We start from the raw sequence: 13,901 nt of genomic DNA on the forward strand, positions 1-13,901 counted from the left end.
GCGGATGTTCGTCTGCGGATTTCCGGCCGGACCTTGCACAGACTGGCCCCCGGCGTCCACGGCGCGCGGGCCGTCCCTTTCGAGAGAGCTTCGCCGGCATGGCGCATGAAAGCAACGGCGCGATCTATACCGCCGCGGGAGCCAACCTCGCCATCGCGGCGGCGAAGTTCGTGGGCGCGTTCTTCACCGGATCCTCGGCCATGCTGGCCGAGGGCGTCCATTCCCTGGTGGACACGGCCAACCAGATCCTCCTCCTCGTCGGCCTGTCGCGGGCGAAGAAGCCGGCGGATGCGCGCTTCCCCTTCGGCTACGGCCGGGAGGTCTATTTCTACGCCTTCATCGTCGCGCTGTTCATCTTCCTCGGCGGCGGCGCCTTCGCGGTCTACGAGGGCATCCACAAGATCCACTACCCGGAGGCCTCCGCCGACGCGGTGATCTTCGGCCGCACCATTCCGGGCTTCTGGGTCAACCTCTCGATCCTCGGCTTCGCCGTGCTGGCCGAGGGCTATTCCTGCGCCGTCGCCCTCAAGGCGTTCTGGGCCGAGAAGGGCGACCGGGAGGCGATCACCGCGATCCGCCGGAGCAAGGACCCGGCCCTGTTCACGGTCCTCATCGAGGACGTCGCCGCCCTCCTCGGGCTGATGGTGGCCCTGGCCGGCGTGATCCTCGCCGAATGGCTGAAGATGCCCAGCCTCGACGGCTGGTCGTCCATCGGCATCGGCGCGATCCTGATCGGGATGGCGCTGTTCCTGATGATCGAGACCCACGGCCTCCTGGTCGGCGAGGCGGCGGCCCCAGAGACCGTGGCCGCCATCGAGGAGACGGTGCGGACGGAGCCCGGCGTTAGCCACGTCAATGCGGTGCTGACCCAGCATCTCGGCCCCTCCGACATCCTGGTGAATGTCAGCCTCGACATGGAGGACGACCTCAAGGCCGGGGAGGTCGAGGCCATGGTCGGCCGTCTCGATGCCCGGCTGAAGGCGCAGAACCCGGCGGTGAAGCGGGTCTTTATCGAGATCCAGGCCAGGGACTCCGCCGTCTGACGCTCAGCGTCCGGCCAGGGCTTCCGAGATGTCGCCTTCGAGATCCGCCGGCTTGGCGGTGGGCGGGTAGCGGCCGATGACCCTGCCGTCGCGGCCCACCAGGAACTTGGTGAAGTTCCACTTGATGCCCTTGGTGCCGAGGAGACCGGGCTTCTCCTGTTTCAGATGGGCGAAGACCGGGTCGGTGCCGGCCCCGTTCACCTCCACCTTGGCGAGGACGGGAAAACTGACGTCGTAGGTCAGGCTGCAGAACTGCGCGATCTCCCCGGCATCGCCCGGCTCCTGGGCGCCGAACTGGTTGCAGGGGAAACCAAGCACCACGAGTCCGTCCTCGCGGTGCTTGCGCCAGAGGGCCTCCAGCCCCTCGTATTGCGGGGTGAAGCCGCATTTCGAGGCGGTGTTGACCACGAGCACGACCTGTCCCCGGTGCTGATCCAGGGGATAGGGCGTGCCGTCGGCGGCCTTGGGCGTGAAATCGAACAGGCTGGTCATGCAGCGGTGCGCTTCTCGACGAGGCGGGCGAGGTAGGAGCTGCCCAGGGGGATGATGCTGTCGTCGAAATCGAAGGCGGCGTTGTGCAGGCCCGGCCCCGGCGTCGCGCCGATCCAGGCATAGGCGCCGGGCACCACCCTCAGCATGTCGGCGAAATCCTCGCTGCCCATGCGCGGCACCGTGTCGTCGTCGACGTCCTCGGACCCGAAGATCTCGCGGGCGATCTCGGCCGCCGCGGCGGCATGGGCTGCGCTGTTTTCCAGCACCGAGAACACGTCGCGGATCTCCACGTCGATCTCGACCCCGTGGGCGAGGGCGATGCCCTTGGCCACCTCTCGGATGCGGCGCGAGACGAGCGTGCGCACGCCCGCATCGAAGGTCCGTACCGTGCCGGCGAGATGGGCGCCCTCGGGAATGACGTTATAGGCCGCGCCCGCATGGATCTGGGTCACCGAGAGCACCGCGCTCTTCAGCGGGTCGGCATTGCGCGAGACGATGGATTGCAGCGCCTGGACAAGGGCCGAGGCCGCCACGATGGAATCGAGACCGCGATGCGGTTCGGCCGCGTGGGCGCCGCGCCCGGTGATGCGGATATCGAAGAAGTCCGCCGCCGCCATCATCGGGCCGGGGCGGATCTTGAGCTTGCCGTGCGGGCCGCTGGGGGTGTTGTGGAGCCCGTAGATCTCGTCGCAGGGGAAGCGTGCGAACAGACCGTCGGCGAGCATGGCGCGGGCGCCGCCGAGCCCTTCCTCCGCCGGCTGGAACACGAAGAGGGCAGTCCCGTCGAAATCCCGCGTCTCGGCAAGATAGCGGGCCGCGCCGAGCAGCATGGTGGTGTGGCCGTCATGGCCGCAGGCGTGCATCTTGCCCGGAATGGTGGAGCGGTGGGGGAGGTTGGTCTCCTCCTCGATCGGCAGCGCGTCCATTTCCGCCCGCAGCCCGATACGGCGGCCATTGGCCGTGCGCCCCTGCAACACGCCGACCACGCCGGTTCCCCCGAGCCCTCGATGAACCTCGATACCGTAGCGCTGCAGCTCCTCAGCCACGAGGTTCGAGGTCCGCACCTCCTCGAACCCGATCTCGGGATGGGCATGGATGTCCCGGCGGATCGCCGTGAGGTCGTCGGCGAAGGCCTTGATACGGTCGATCGGGCTCATGGGCGCTCTTCGTCCTCTTGGGTCTCGGGATCGGCTATCATGCAGTCCCGGCGAAACGGCGTCATCTCGCCAAGCACCGAGGCCGCCTCGAGCACGTGGTCGCGCTCGCGGCGGAGATAATCGGCGACCGCCCGGCGCAGGGCGGGATCGGCGATGTCGTGGGCCGAATGCATCAGCACCGGCCGGTAGCCGCGGGTGAGCTTGTGCTCTCCCTGCGCCCCGGCCTCGACGCGCTTCAGCCCATGCCGGATCGCGTAATCGATAGCCTGATAGTAGCAGACCTCGAAATGCAGGAACGGGTGATCCTCGTTGCAACCCCAGTTGCGCCCGTAGAGCGCCACGTCGCCGATGAAGTTGATGGCGCCGGCGACATAGCGGCCCTCGCGCTTGGCCATGATGAGCAGGATGCGCTCCGGCATCCGCTCGCCGATGAGGCCGAAGAACTGGCGGTTGAGGTAGGGCCGGCCCCATTTGCGGGCGCCGGTATCGGCGTAGAACTCGTAGAACGCATCCCAATGGGCCGGCGTCAGGTCGGCGCCGGTGATGTGCTCGATGGTGATGCCCTGGCTCAGGGCGTCGCGGCGCTCGCGCCGGATCGCCTTGCGCTTGCGCGAGGAGAGCGCCCCGAGGAAATCCTCGAACGCGGCATAGCCGGCATTGTCCCAGTGGAACTGCTGGTCGAGCCGCTGGAGAAGCCCCAGCGCGCCGGCCTGCTCCCATTCCCGCTCCTGCATGAAGGTGACGTGGATCGAGGAGGCCTTGGTCTCCGCCCGGAGCGCACGCAATCCGGCGATCAGCGCGGAGGCGGCCTCGGTCACGTCCTGGCCCGGCGCGATGAGGAAGCGCGGGCCGGTGACCGGCGTGAACGGCACGCTGACCTGGAGCTTGGGGTAATACGCCCCGCCCGCGCGCTCGTAGGCATCGGCCCAGCCATGGTCGAACACGTATTCGCCCTGGCTGTGCGACTTGAGATAGCAGGGCGCGACCCCGACGAGCCGCCCCTCGCGCTCCACCGCCACATGCAGGGGCAGCCACCCGGTCCTGCGCGAGACGCAGCCCGAATCCTCCAGGGCCGAGAGGAAGGCGTGCGAGACGAAGGGATTGTGGGTCTCGTCCCCCGCCGCCAGGGTCTCTGGCGACGTGGCGCAGGCATCCCACTCCGCCGCCGGGATCTCGGCGAGGCCGGTGACCGCGCGCACCTGCAGGGTCGGTGCGGGATCCAGCTCTGGCTCGGCTACCGGTCCGGTCTTTTCCATGACCGCAATCTAACCCTGTCGGGCGAGGGGACAAGCGCGCGGTGCGGACGCAGACACCAGTGACCTCCGGAGTCCGATCCCGGCGAACGCCGCCCTTGCGGCTCGAATGGCCTTGGATGAACAATGACGGCAACGATTCCCGAGGAGGGATGAGATAGATGGGACCGACGGCTCTCGATGTCCGCCCCGGCAGCGAAAGGCGGACACCGCCGGATGATTTCGCCGACGATGTCCTGATCGAGATGGCCAATCTCGACGAACAGGACACCAACGTCCCCGGCACGATCTTCGTTTCGACGGCGCTGGGTTCGAACGGCCCTCGGGTGAAATGGTATCCCGACCGTGCCGGTCGCGACCTGCCCTGCCTGATCGTGTCCATCGGAGCCGATCCGAAGGTGCGCGACGATTTCTTGCCCAAGGGCGCTTCCCGCCTGGCGAGACCGCGCGTGATCGCATGGGTGCGGCTCAACCACGTCGCGCTGCTGCGATTCTGGACCGATGGCGCATCCTGGAACCGCCGCGAGGTCACGGCCTTCCTCGACGGACTTGTCCCCATGCCGAAATAGACTGTCGGCCCTCGCATCGTCTTTGCACGGGAAGACAGCCCCCATCAGGCCGATCCTCAGGGCCGAAACCCCTCGAACACCATCTGGTCGGCATGCTCGTGCGCGCGCTTCCGCTGGTCGGGATTGCGCACCGTCCAGGTCATCAGCGGCATCCGGCCGAGATGGCGGCAGAGATAGGTGGCGGCGCAGGGCAGGTCGTCCACCCGCCAGGACAGGAAGTCGGGGCGGCTCGCCCCGAGATGCAGCAGGTCCGAGAGCGAGCGCCGCAGGCTCTCCGGCATCAGCGCATAGGCCGGATCATCCTGGGCGGTCTCGCCGACGATTCCGCGCGGGATGTCCGGCGCGAGACCGGCGAAGGCCTCGATCAGCACCGGGTCGAAGGACTTCACCGCCACCGGGCCGTCATACCCTGAGACGATGGCGGCCACGCGCTCGACCAGGCGCAGGTCGCCGGTGAAGCGCGACTTGACCTCGACCACGAGGGGCACCCGGCCGGCGATGGCGGCGAGGGTGTCGGGCAGGGTGGGGATCGTCTCGGGCGAGCCGGCCACCGCCAGGGATCGCAGGGCGTCCGCCCGCATCTCGGCCACGAGGGCGACGGCGCCGGTGAGGCGCCCCAGGGCCTCGTCGTGGAACACCATGGCCTCGCCGTCGGCGCTGAGCTGCACGTCGCACTCGATGGCATAGCCGTCGGCGATGGCGGCCTTTGCCGACGCCAGGGTGTTCTCGGGGATGCCGGCGGCCCGGTCGTGCAGGCCGCGATGGGCGATGGGCGTCGCGGTAAGCCAGGCGGGGGCGTTCGACCCCATCCTCACTTCACCTCGAACATCGCCTCGACCTCGACGGAGGCGTCGAGGGGCAGTTCGGCGACGCCCACGGTGGAACGGGCGTGCCGGCCGCGATCACCCAGGATCTCGACCATCAGGTCGGAGGCCCCGTTCATGATCCCGGCGAGGCCGGCGAAGGTCGGCACGGCATTGATGAAGCCGCCGAGGCGCAGGCATTGCACCACGCCGCGGTCGAGATCGCCCACGGCCGCCTGCACCTGAGCCAGCACGTTGAGGGCGCAGAGCCGGGCGGCGGCGATGCCGGCCTCCGGGGAGATCTCGGCGCCGAGCTTGCCCTTGTGGGCGTCGGCGAGCGTGCCGTCGGCGCCGAAGCAGATCTGGCCGGAGATGATCACCAGATTGCCGGTGCGGATGAAGGGTACGTAGTTCGCCACCGGCGCCGCGGCTTTCGGCAGTACCAGGCCGAGGGCATCCAGGCGTTCCTTGACCGTGCTCATCCGTCCGTCCTTCCCTGAAGGCATGCGATCCCTGGGGTCATGCCCGACGGGGCGGGACAGAGCACACTTGCTCCGAGCCACGCAAGCTCGAGCCGCGCGAGCCACCCCCGCCGCGCGGGCATCGTGCGACCGACGGATCGTGCCCTGCGGGACAGCTTAATCCTTAGGCATGTCAGGCATATGAACCCGGCCGATCATTGACAGAACCGGTCAATTCTCTAGTAATCGCAGCGGTGCCGCCCGGTTTCGAGGCGGCACTTTCATTTGGTACCGTGGCTCGTCCACGTGTCCGCTTTGACGATGGGAAGTCGGGATCGTGACATCCGCCCTTCTGCCGACCTACGCCCGGGCTCCGATCGCCTTCGAGCGCGGAGAGGGCGCCTGGCTCGTGACGCGCGACGGCGAGCGATATCTCGATTTCGGCGCCGGCATCGCCGTCAACGCCCTGGGCCACGCCCACCCGCACCTGGTGGAGGCCCTGACCACCCAGGCGCAGAAGCTGTGGCACACCTCGAACCTGTTCGAGATCCCCGAGGGCGAGCGCCTCGGCCGGCGGCTCGTGGACGCGACCTTCGCGGACGTGGCGTTCTTCGCCAATTCCGGGGCCGAGGCCAACGAGGCCGCCATCAAGATGGCGCGCAAGTACCACGCGGCGGGCGGCCACCCGGAGCGCTTCCGCATCGTCACCTTCGAGGGTGCGTTCCACGGGCGGACGCTGGCCACCATCGCGGCGGGCGGACAGCAGAAGTATATCGACGGCTTCGGCCCGAAAGTCGACGGGTTCGATCAGGTGCCCTTCGGCGATCACGACGCGCTGGTGGCGGCGATCGGCCCGGAGACGGCGGCCCTGATGATCGAGCCGATCCAGGGGGAGGGCGGCATCCGCACGGTGCCCCCCGAGATGCTGCGCGACCTGCGGGCGCTCTGCGACGAGCACGGCCTGCTCCTCATCATGGACGAGGTCCAGACCGGCGTCGGCCGCACGGGCCGCCTGTTCGCCCATGAATGGGCGGGCGTCACCCCCGACATCATGAGCGCGGCCAAGGGCATCGGCGGCGGGTTCCCCCTCGGCGTCTGCCTCGCCACGGCGGAAGCCGCGCGCGGCATGACGGCGGGAAGCCATGGCACCACCTTCGGCGGCAACCCGCTGGCCATGGCGGTGGGCAACGCCGTCCTCGACGTGGTGCTCGCGGACGGCTTCCTCGACCATGTCCTGCGGATGGGCCTGCTCCTCAAGCAGCGGCTCGGCGCCGTCATCGACCGGCATCCGGGCGTGATCTCGGAAATTCGCGGCACCGGCCTCATCCTCGGGCTCAAGCTCGGCGTGCCCAACACCGCCTTCACCGCAGCGGCGCGCGACGAGCGTCTGCTGGTGATTCCCGCCGGCGACAACGTGGTCCGACTCTTGCCGCCGTTGATCGTCTCCGAGGCGGACGTGGCCGAGGCGGTCGAGCGTCTCGACGCCACGGCCGGACGGCTCGGTGCGCAGATGCGCGGAGCCGCCGAGTAACGCATGGCCGTCCGGGTCCGTCCTCATTGCCGGACCGCGGCGCCCGCACTGCCGATATGCCCAACACGAAGAACGAGCCGATGATTCCCCAGACCAACGGGACCGCCACCGGGCCCCGCCACTTCCTCGACCTGAAGGACTTCTCCGGCGAGGATCTCCGCGCCGTCCTGACCTCCGCGGCCGCCATGAAGGGCCGCCGCCGCAAGGGCGAGATCGCCGCCGAGCGCCCGCTGACGGGCAAGATGCTGGCGATGGTGTTCGACCGGCCCTCCACCCGCACCCGCGTCTCCTTCGACGTCGCCATGCGCGAGCTCGGGGGCGAGACACTGATGCTGACGGGCAGCGAGATGCAGCTCGGCCGGGGCGAGACCGTGGGCGACACCGCCCGCGTGCTGTCGCGCTACATCGACGCGATCATGATCCGCATCCTCGACCACGACACCATGCTGGAACTGGCCGACTATGCCGACGTGCCGGTGATCAACGCTTTGACCAAGGTCTCGCATCCCTGCCAGATCATGGCCGACGTGCTGACCTTCGAGGAGCATCGCGGATCGATCCAGGGGCGCACCATCGCCTGGTCGGGGGACGCCAACAACGTGCTGGCCTCCTGGGTGCACGCGGCGGCACGGTTCGACTTCACCCTGAACATCGCCGCCCCCCTGGAATTGTCGGCCCCGCCGGCCCTCCTCGCCTGGGCCAGGGCTGAGGGCGCGCGCATCAACGTCACTACCGACGCCTTCGAGGCGGTGGACGGGGCGGATGCCGTCGTCACCGATTGCTGGGTCTCCATGGGCGACGAGGACGAGCATTACCGGCACAACCTGCTCTCGCCCTATCAGGTCAACGCCAAGCTGATGGCGGCGGCCAAGGCCGACGCGATCTTCATGCATTGCCTTCCCGCCCATCGCGGCGAGGAGGTGACCGCCGAGATCATGGACGGCCCGCGCTCGGTGGTGTTCGACGAGGCCGAGAACCGGCTCCACGCGCAGAAGGGCATCCTGGCGTGGTGCCTGGGGGCATGAGGCCCAGATCGGACGCACTCGCCTTTACGCGCTGACGTCGATCCCGTCGCGGTCAGGGAAGGCGGAACAGGAGAAGGGCCAGGACGAAAAACGGGCATGGACGAGAAGCGGGCATGAACGACGTTCTCGACGCGCTCGACCGGGGACTTGCCGCATTCGCGGGTGGCGGATGTCGAGTTCGACCGAGGGTGAAGGCCATGCGAAATGGCCGCCTCGTGTCTATATCGGGTTCTGGATGCGCGATCGGCGGTTGAACGTCCGGCTCGTGGATGCCGAGGATCGCGATCCCCGTAGCGTTGCTCGCCCCCCCGCGCGACCTCACCCCGAGGTGCCGCGAAGCGGCCTCGAAGGAGCCCCCCAGTACCCATTGCGCGGACTGGCTGGCTCCCTCGAGGCCTTCTTCGCTCCGGCACCTCAGGATGAGGTCGAGAAGAGAAATATGGAGAGGCCATGACCTCCGGACACGAGATTTCCCCCACGATCATCGAGGGCGCCGATGACGTCGCCCTGCCGTTCTCGGTGGAAGCGCTGGATGTGCGCGGCCGCGTGGTCCGGCTCGGCCCCAGCGTCGACACCATCCTGCGCCGCCACGGCTATCCCGACCCGGTGGCGCGTCTGCTGGGTGAGGCGGCGGCGCTCACCGTACTGCTCGGCTCGTCCCTGAAGTTCGAGGGTCGGTTCCAGCTCCAGACCAAGACCGATGGCCCGGTGGAGATGATCGTGGTGGATTTCGAGGCGCCGGACCGCCTGCGTGCCACGGCACGATTCGACGCCGCGCGGATCGAAGCTCTGGGGAGCGCCCCTCTCGAGGATGCCGACCTGATCGGGCAGGGCCATCTCGCCATGACCATCGACCAGGGCAACGATTTCAGCCGCTACCAGGGCGTCGTAGCCCTGGAGGGCCAGAGTCTGGAAGAGGCGGCCCACCAGTATTTCCGCCAGTCCGAGCAGATCCCCACCCAGGTCCGCCTCGCGGTGGCCGAACAGTTCGCGGGCGGCGACAAGACCTACCGTGCCGGCGGGCTGCTGATCCAGTTCCTGCCGCAATCCATCGACCGCGCCCGCCTCGCCGACCTCCCCCCCGGCGACATCCCCGAGGGCCATGCCCATTTCGATGCGGGTGCGACGCCGGAGGACGATGCCTGGGTCGAGGCACGCAGCCTCGTCAACACGGTGGAGGACCACGAACTGGTCGATCCGGAGGTCTCCTCCGAGCGCCTGCTCTACCGGCTCTTCCACGAGCGCGGTGTGCGGGTGTTCGAGACGCAGGCCATCCACGAGCGCTGCCGCTGCTCGCCCGAGCGCGTCATGGGGATGATCCGCTCGTTCTCGCCGCAGGAACGCCGGGACATGATCGCGGAGGACGGCCGCATCGGCATCACCTGCGAGTTCTGCTCGCGCCGCTACGACATCGACCCGGCCGAGGCCGAGATCGATCCGGCGCAGTAGGGCGCCTTCGACCTCAGGCGAAGTGCTTGGACAGTTTCAGTCCCTGCGCCTGGTAGTTCGACCCGGCATCGGCGCCGTAGAGGGCGGCGGGGCGCTCGGCCATGCGCTCGTAGACGAGGCGGCCGACGATCTGGCCGTCCTCCAGCAGGAACGGGACGTCGCGCGAGCGGACTTCCAGCACCGCCCGCGCGCCGGCTCCCCCTGCCCCGGCAAAGCCGAAGCCGGGATCGAAGAAGCCGGCGTAATGCACGCGGAATTCGCCCACCAGCGGATCGAACGGCACCATCTCGGCGGCGAAATCCGGCGGCACCTGCACCGCTTCCTTGGAAGCGAGGATGTAGAACTGGCCGGGATCGAGGATCAGCGCGCCCGAGCCGTCCGCGGGCAGCGGCTCCCAGAAATCCGCGGTCCGGTGCCGGCCCGGCGCGTCGACATCGACGAGGCCGGTATGGCGCTTGGCGCGGTAACCGATGAGCCCTTCGAAGCCGGCGAGATCCACCGAGACGGCGATGCCGCCCTGGAAGGACGGGGCGGCGGAGGCGACGAGCGGCGAGGCCGCATGCAGGGCGGCGAGTTCGGCGTCGGTGAGGCGCGGCTCGCCCCGGCGGAAGCGGATCTGCGACAGGCGCGACCCGGTGCGGACGCGGACCGGGAAGGTGCGCGGCGAGATCTCGGCATAGAGCCGACCATGGTAGCCCGCCTCCACCTGGTCGAAGGCCTGACCCCGGTCGGTGATGACGCGGGTGAACACGTCGATGCGGCCGGTGGAGCTTTTGGGGTTCGCGCTGGCCGCGACATCCGCCGGAAGGGCCAGGGTTTCCTGTACTTCGGCGATGTAGACGCAGCCGGTCTCCAGCACTGCGCCGGCGGTCAGGTCGATCTCATGGAGGGCGAAGGCCGCGATACAGGCGGAGACCGGCCGTGCACCGGGCAGGAAGCTGGTGCGCACCCGGAAGGCGCGCGAGCCGAGGCGCAGGTCGAGGCTCGCCGGCTGGACCTGATCGGCCGCGAAGGGGCTTTCGGGGAGGATGGCACCGGCCGCATGCAGGGCCTGGATCCCTTGTGCCGCCAGAATGCCCCCGGACCTGTGGCGGAGGGAAGGGGGCGGGCTCGTCGGCGCCGTGTCCTGCTTGGTATCCGGCATGGTCTCGCGTCGCCCGCTCTGCACTGGGCCGCCTTCCCCGGCTGGGGATCGGAATGCCGCATGGTTCGACGCACCATCCTACCGGATCGCTGAAGGCGCGGTTAACCCTCCTCGTCTCTGGCGATCCGCAGCACGATCCAGGCGACGACGAGGCGGGCGATGGCCCCCATGGCGATCAGGCCCGCCAGCGCGCTCGCCACGGGGGGAAACCAGGCGGGCCGAAGCAGGAGCGCCACGGCGAAGAGCACGGCGCCGAGTCCCGCCGCCGGGCCGAAGGCCAGGACCACGGAGGGCAGCCCGGCGATCCGGGGCGCCGGGCCGCGCCGGGCCAGCCATGCGCCCGCCAGGAGCGCGAGGCCGTCGAGCACCAGCGCTCCCCCCAGGGCGAGCGCTGCCCAGCCGTTCCGCTCCGGCGCGTTCCAGGCGAAGGCGGCAGCCAGGACAGCGATGGCGAGGCTGGCGAGGACGGCCCGGCTCGGAAACGGAGCGGGCAGGGGCGAGACGGTCTCCTCGACCACGGGGCACCACCTTCCGATTGGGGCGGGCGGCCCCGCATTCAGCACGATTGACGCGATTTCGCCCGGGACGTACCACGGCGAAAAGGCTATGTCGCTTATCGGTGGGCGACGGCACGGGAGGCTTTGAAGGCGATGTACAAGGCCCAGACGCGCGGCATCAGCGTGACCGTCCAGCCCCGATTCGTCGAGGAGGAGTCCTCGCCCGACGAGAGCCGCTACTTCTTCGCCTACACCGTCGAGATCGTGAACAACGGTTCCGAGCAGGTGCAGCTGCGTTCGCGCCACTGGCGCATCGTCGATGGCCGCGGCGAGACCCAGGAAGTCCGCGGCGCCGGCGTCGTCGGCAAACAGCCGGTGCTCGGCCCCGGCGAGTCGTTCAGCTACACCAGCGGCTGCCCGCTCACCACGCCCGACGGGCTGATGGCCGGCAGCTACACCATGTCGACCACCGCCGGCGAGAGCTTCGAGGCCGAGATCCCCGCCTTCTCCCTCGATTCGCCGCACGTCCGCCGCAGCGTCCACTAAGCAGGTTCGCGTTGGCAGGCCAACGCTTCACCCTGCTTGGGTTTTTGCTCTGACGCAGGTTTCTGCCGCAAAACCGGGGGCCACTTTTGCGAAACCTGCTTAGGCCGATGTCCCGTGCCGGAGAACGGCTGAGCACGCTCGACCTGCTGGCGCGCCTCGTCGCCTTCGATACGGAGAGCTCGCGCTCCAACCTCGCGCTGATCGACAGCGTCTGTGCCTATCTCGATGGCTGGGGCGTGAGCCATGTGCGCATCCCCAACGCCGAGGGCGACAAGGCGGCGATCTTCGCCACGATCGGCCCGATGGTGGATGGCGGCGTCGTCCTCTCCGGTCATACCGACGTGGTGCCGGTCGCGGGACAGGCCTGGACCAGCGACCCCTTTACCCTGCGGATCGCGGACGGGCGCGCCTATGGACGCGGCTCCGTCGACATGAAGGGCTTCTGCGCCCTGGCACTCTCCGCCGTGCCGGACATGCTCGCCGCCGACCTGAAGCGCCCGATCCACATCCTGCTCTCCTATGACGAGGAGACCACCTGCCTCGGCGTCACCGACACCATCGCCCGGTTCGGCGAGGACCTTCCCCGGCCGGGCGCGGTGATCGTGGGCGAACCCACCGATCTCGAGGTGGCGGACGCGCATAAGAGCATCGTCACTTACCTCACCACCGTGCACGGTCACGAGGCGCATTCGGCCAAGCCCATGCTCGGCGCCAACGCGGTCATGGCGGCGGCCGAGCTCGTCTCCGAATTGAATCGCATCGCCGATGCGATGATCGAGCGCGGCGATGCCTCCGGGCGGTTCGATCCACCCGCCACCACGGTGCATGTGGGCACGATCTCCGGCGGCACGGCGCGCAACATCCTGCCCAAGATCTGCACCTTCCACTGGGAGTTCCGCGGCCTGCCCGACCTCGACATGGGCGAGATCCCGGCCCTGTTCGCGGCCAAGGTCGAGACGGTGCTGACGGGGCGGCTCAACCGCTACGGCGATTACGGGCGGATCGAGACCATCGAGGAGGTGGCGGTGCCGGGCCTTGCCCCCGAGCCGGGTTCCGAGGCCGAGCGCCTGACTCTGCGGGTGGCGGAGCGCAACCACACCATCTCCGTGCCCTACGCCACCGAGGCAGGACGCTTCCAGGCGGCGGGCATCCCCACCGTGGTCTGCGGACCGGGCTCCATCGACCAGGCCCACCAGCCCGACGAGTACATCACCCTCGCCGCCCTCGAGGCCGGCGAGGCGTTCATGCGCCGTCTCATCACGGAATGCGTGACCCCATGAGCCTCACCCCATGAGCAAGTTCGCTCCCCGCACCATCGCCGCCGACGGCCCGGTGAAGCTCCGCCCCCTGGAGCGCGAAGACCTGATGTTCGTGCATCAGCTCAACAACAACGACAGCATCATGCGCTACTGGTTCGAGGAGGCCTACGAGTCCTTCGCCGAACTGGCGCAGCTCTACGAGCGCAACATCCACAACCAGACCGAGCGGCGCTTCATCATCGCCAATTCGGAGGGCGCGCCGGCCGGCCTCGTCGAGCTGGTGGAGATCAACCACCTGCACCGGCGCTGCGAGTTCCAGATCGCGATCCATCCGGCTTTCCAGGGCCAGGGCTACGCCCCGCGCGCCACCCGCATCGCCATGGATTACGCCTTCAGTGTCCTCAACATCCACAAGCTCTACCTGCACGTGGACAAGGACAATGCCCGCGCCGTCCGCATCTACGAGCGTTGCGGCTTCGTCCCCGAGGGCATCCTGAAGGACGAGTTCTTCGTCAACGGGAAGTACCGCGACGCGGTGCGCATGTGCCTGTTCCAGCCGGAATACCTGGCGCGGCGCGGCAGCGGCGATATTTCGGAGCCGGTACTGAAGTCGTAGCCGTCGATCCCGAAAGGTCTCTGATCGGCCTCGTGCGATCGCCCCGGCAGCGATCT

The 13,901-nt window shown here is 68.8% G+C and carries 15 protein-coding genes; 8 read left to right on the forward strand and 7 right to left on the reverse strand.

Annotation, left to right across the window (positions count from 1 at the left end):
- Nucleotides 1-98: 98 nt before the first annotated feature.
- On the forward strand, nucleotides 99-1,043 hold the full coding sequence (locus tag K368_RS0115065; RefSeq protein ID WP_027173056.1) for a cation diffusion facilitator family transporter: 945 nt from the start codon (nucleotides 99-101) through the stop codon (nucleotides 1,041-1,043).
- A gap of 3 nt (nucleotides 1,044-1,046) precedes the next feature.
- Here K368_RS0115065 and K368_RS0115070 read toward each other — a convergent pair whose 3' ends face one another.
- The 3 genes from K368_RS0115070 to K368_RS0115080 are packed head-to-tail and all read right to left on the reverse strand — an operon-like array spanning nucleotide 1,047 to nucleotide 3,948.
- Entirely contained in the window at nucleotides 1,047-1,535 is a 489-nt protein-coding gene (locus K368_RS0115070) for a glutathione peroxidase (protein WP_027173057.1), read from the reverse strand.
- Entirely contained in the window at nucleotides 1,532-2,692 is a 1,161-nt protein-coding gene (locus K368_RS0115075) for a M20 aminoacylase family protein (RefSeq protein ID WP_027173058.1), read from the reverse strand. The genes K368_RS0115070 and K368_RS0115075 overlap by 4 nt, the downstream gene beginning before the upstream one ends.
- The gene (locus K368_RS0115080; protein ID WP_027173059.1) at nucleotides 2,689-3,948 is read right to left on the reverse strand and encodes a GNAT family N-acetyltransferase; all 1,260 of its coding nucleotides are present in this window, start codon (nucleotides 3,946-3,948) and stop codon (nucleotides 2,689-2,691) included. The genes K368_RS0115075 and K368_RS0115080 overlap by 4 nt, the downstream gene beginning before the upstream one ends.
- A 158-nt stretch (nucleotides 3,949-4,106) precedes the next feature.
- Here K368_RS0115080 and K368_RS0115085 point away from each other — a divergent pair, with 158 nt between their 5' ends.
- Nucleotides 4,107-4,514, forward strand: coding sequence for a hypothetical protein (locus tag K368_RS0115085; protein ID WP_027173060.1), 408 nt, complete (start codon nucleotides 4,107-4,109; stop codon nucleotides 4,512-4,514).
- A gap of 56 nt (nucleotides 4,515-4,570) precedes the next feature.
- On the opposite strand, the gene K368_RS0115090 is transcribed toward K368_RS0115085, so the two are convergent.
- Nucleotides 4,571-5,323, reverse strand: a complete 753-nt coding sequence (locus tag K368_RS0115090; protein ID WP_027173061.1) for a glycerophosphodiester phosphodiesterase — start codon at nucleotides 5,321-5,323, stop codon at nucleotides 4,571-4,573.
- 2 nt (nucleotides 5,324-5,325) lie between these two features.
- On the reverse strand, nucleotides 5,326-5,799 hold the full coding sequence (locus K368_RS0115095) for a RidA family protein (RefSeq protein ID WP_027173062.1): 474 nt from the start codon (nucleotides 5,797-5,799) through the stop codon (nucleotides 5,326-5,328).
- Nucleotides 5,800-6,115: 316 nt separating this feature from the next.
- On the opposite strand from K368_RS0115095, the gene K368_RS0115100 reads away from it, so the two are divergent.
- The 3 genes from K368_RS0115100 to K368_RS0115110 all read left to right on the forward strand — a co-directional run bounded on the left by K368_RS0115100 (nucleotide 6,116) and on the right by K368_RS0115110 (nucleotide 9,783).
- Nucleotides 6,116-7,309 (forward strand): aspartate aminotransferase family protein, encoded by a 1,194-nt coding sequence (locus K368_RS0115100; protein WP_027173063.1) that lies wholly within the window; start codon nucleotides 6,116-6,118, stop codon nucleotides 7,307-7,309.
- Between the two features lie 80 nt (nucleotides 7,310-7,389).
- Complete coding sequence (gene argF, locus K368_RS0115105; protein WP_027173064.1) at nucleotides 7,390-8,334, forward strand: ornithine carbamoyltransferase; 945 nt, start codon at nucleotides 7,390-7,392, stop codon at nucleotides 8,332-8,334.
- A 450-nt stretch (nucleotides 8,335-8,784) separates the two neighbouring features.
- Entirely contained in the window at nucleotides 8,785-9,783 is a 999-nt protein-coding gene (locus tag K368_RS0115110; RefSeq protein WP_027173065.1) for an Hsp33 family molecular chaperone, read from the forward strand.
- Nucleotides 9,784-9,796: 13 nt separating this feature from the next.
- Here K368_RS0115110 and K368_RS0115115 read toward each other — a convergent pair whose 3' ends face one another.
- The gene (locus tag K368_RS0115115; RefSeq protein ID WP_245259582.1) at nucleotides 9,797-10,927 is read right to left on the reverse strand and encodes a 2'-deoxycytidine 5'-triphosphate deaminase; all 1,131 of its coding nucleotides are present in this window, start codon (nucleotides 10,925-10,927) and stop codon (nucleotides 9,797-9,799) included.
- 101 nt (nucleotides 10,928-11,028) lie between these two features.
- Nucleotides 11,029-11,445 (reverse strand): hypothetical protein, encoded by a 417-nt coding sequence (locus K368_RS0115120; protein ID WP_027173067.1) that lies wholly within the window; start codon nucleotides 11,443-11,445, stop codon nucleotides 11,029-11,031.
- Nucleotides 11,446-11,577: 132 nt separating this feature from the next.
- Between K368_RS0115120 and apaG the strand changes: the two genes are divergently transcribed.
- From apaG to speG, 3 genes are all read left to right on the forward strand, one after another.
- Nucleotides 11,578-11,970, forward strand: a complete 393-nt coding sequence (gene apaG, locus K368_RS0115125) for a Co2+/Mg2+ efflux protein ApaG (RefSeq protein WP_018044100.1) — start codon at nucleotides 11,578-11,580, stop codon at nucleotides 11,968-11,970.
- Between the two features lie 107 nt (nucleotides 11,971-12,077).
- Nucleotides 12,078-13,250, forward strand: a complete 1,173-nt coding sequence (gene argE / locus K368_RS0115130) for an acetylornithine deacetylase (protein WP_027173068.1) — start codon at nucleotides 12,078-12,080, stop codon at nucleotides 13,248-13,250.
- 10 nt (nucleotides 13,251-13,260) lie between these two features.
- Nucleotides 13,261-13,845, forward strand: coding sequence for a spermidine N1-acetyltransferase (gene speG / locus K368_RS0115135; protein WP_018044098.1), 585 nt, complete (start codon nucleotides 13,261-13,263; stop codon nucleotides 13,843-13,845).
- Nucleotides 13,846-13,901: the final 56 nt, after the last annotated feature.

The organism is Methylobacterium sp. 10 (assembly GCF_000519085.1).
In the GTDB taxonomy this organism is placed as follows: domain Bacteria; phylum Pseudomonadota; class Alphaproteobacteria; order Rhizobiales; family Beijerinckiaceae; genus Methylobacterium.

What these genes read in the sequence shown, in the direction of transcription:
- K368_RS0115065 (WP_027173056.1), top strand. Translation starts at nt 99, where the DNA reads ATGGCGCATGAAAGCAACGGCGCGATCTATACCGCCGCGGGAGCCAAC.
- K368_RS0115070 (WP_027173057.1), bottom strand. Translation starts at nt 1,535, where the DNA reads ATGACCAGCCTGTTCGATTTCACGCCCAAGGCCGCCGACGGCACGCCC.
- K368_RS0115075 (WP_027173058.1), bottom strand. Translation starts at nt 2,692, where the DNA reads ATGAGCCCGATCGACCGTATCAAGGCCTTCGCCGACGACCTCACGGCG.
- K368_RS0115080 (WP_027173059.1), bottom strand. Translation starts at nt 3,948, where the DNA reads ATGGAAAAGACCGGACCGGTAGCCGAGCCAGAGCTGGATCCCGCACCG.
- K368_RS0115085 (WP_027173060.1), top strand. Translation starts at nt 4,107, where the DNA reads ATGGGACCGACGGCTCTCGATGTCCGCCCCGGCAGCGAAAGGCGGACA.
- K368_RS0115090 (WP_027173061.1), bottom strand. Translation starts at nt 5,323, where the DNA reads ATGGGGTCGAACGCCCCCGCCTGGCTTACCGCGACGCCCATCGCCCAT.
- K368_RS0115095 (WP_027173062.1), bottom strand. Translation starts at nt 5,799, where the DNA reads ATGAGCACGGTCAAGGAACGCCTGGATGCCCTCGGCCTGGTACTGCCG.
- argF (WP_027173064.1), top strand. Translation starts at nt 7,390, where the DNA reads ATGATTCCCCAGACCAACGGGACCGCCACCGGGCCCCGCCACTTCCTC.
- K368_RS0115110 (WP_027173065.1), top strand. Translation starts at nt 8,785, where the DNA reads ATGACCTCCGGACACGAGATTTCCCCCACGATCATCGAGGGCGCCGAT.
- K368_RS0115115 (WP_245259582.1), bottom strand. Translation starts at nt 10,927, where the DNA reads ATGCCGGATACCAAGCAGGACACGGCGCCGACGAGCCCGCCCCCTTCC.
- apaG (WP_018044100.1), top strand. Translation starts at nt 11,578, where the DNA reads ATGTACAAGGCCCAGACGCGCGGCATCAGCGTGACCGTCCAGCCCCGA.
- argE (WP_027173068.1), top strand. Translation starts at nt 12,078, where the DNA reads ATGTCCCGTGCCGGAGAACGGCTGAGCACGCTCGACCTGCTGGCGCGC.
- speG (WP_018044098.1), top strand. Translation starts at nt 13,261, where the DNA reads ATGAGCAAGTTCGCTCCCCGCACCATCGCCGCCGACGGCCCGGTGAAG.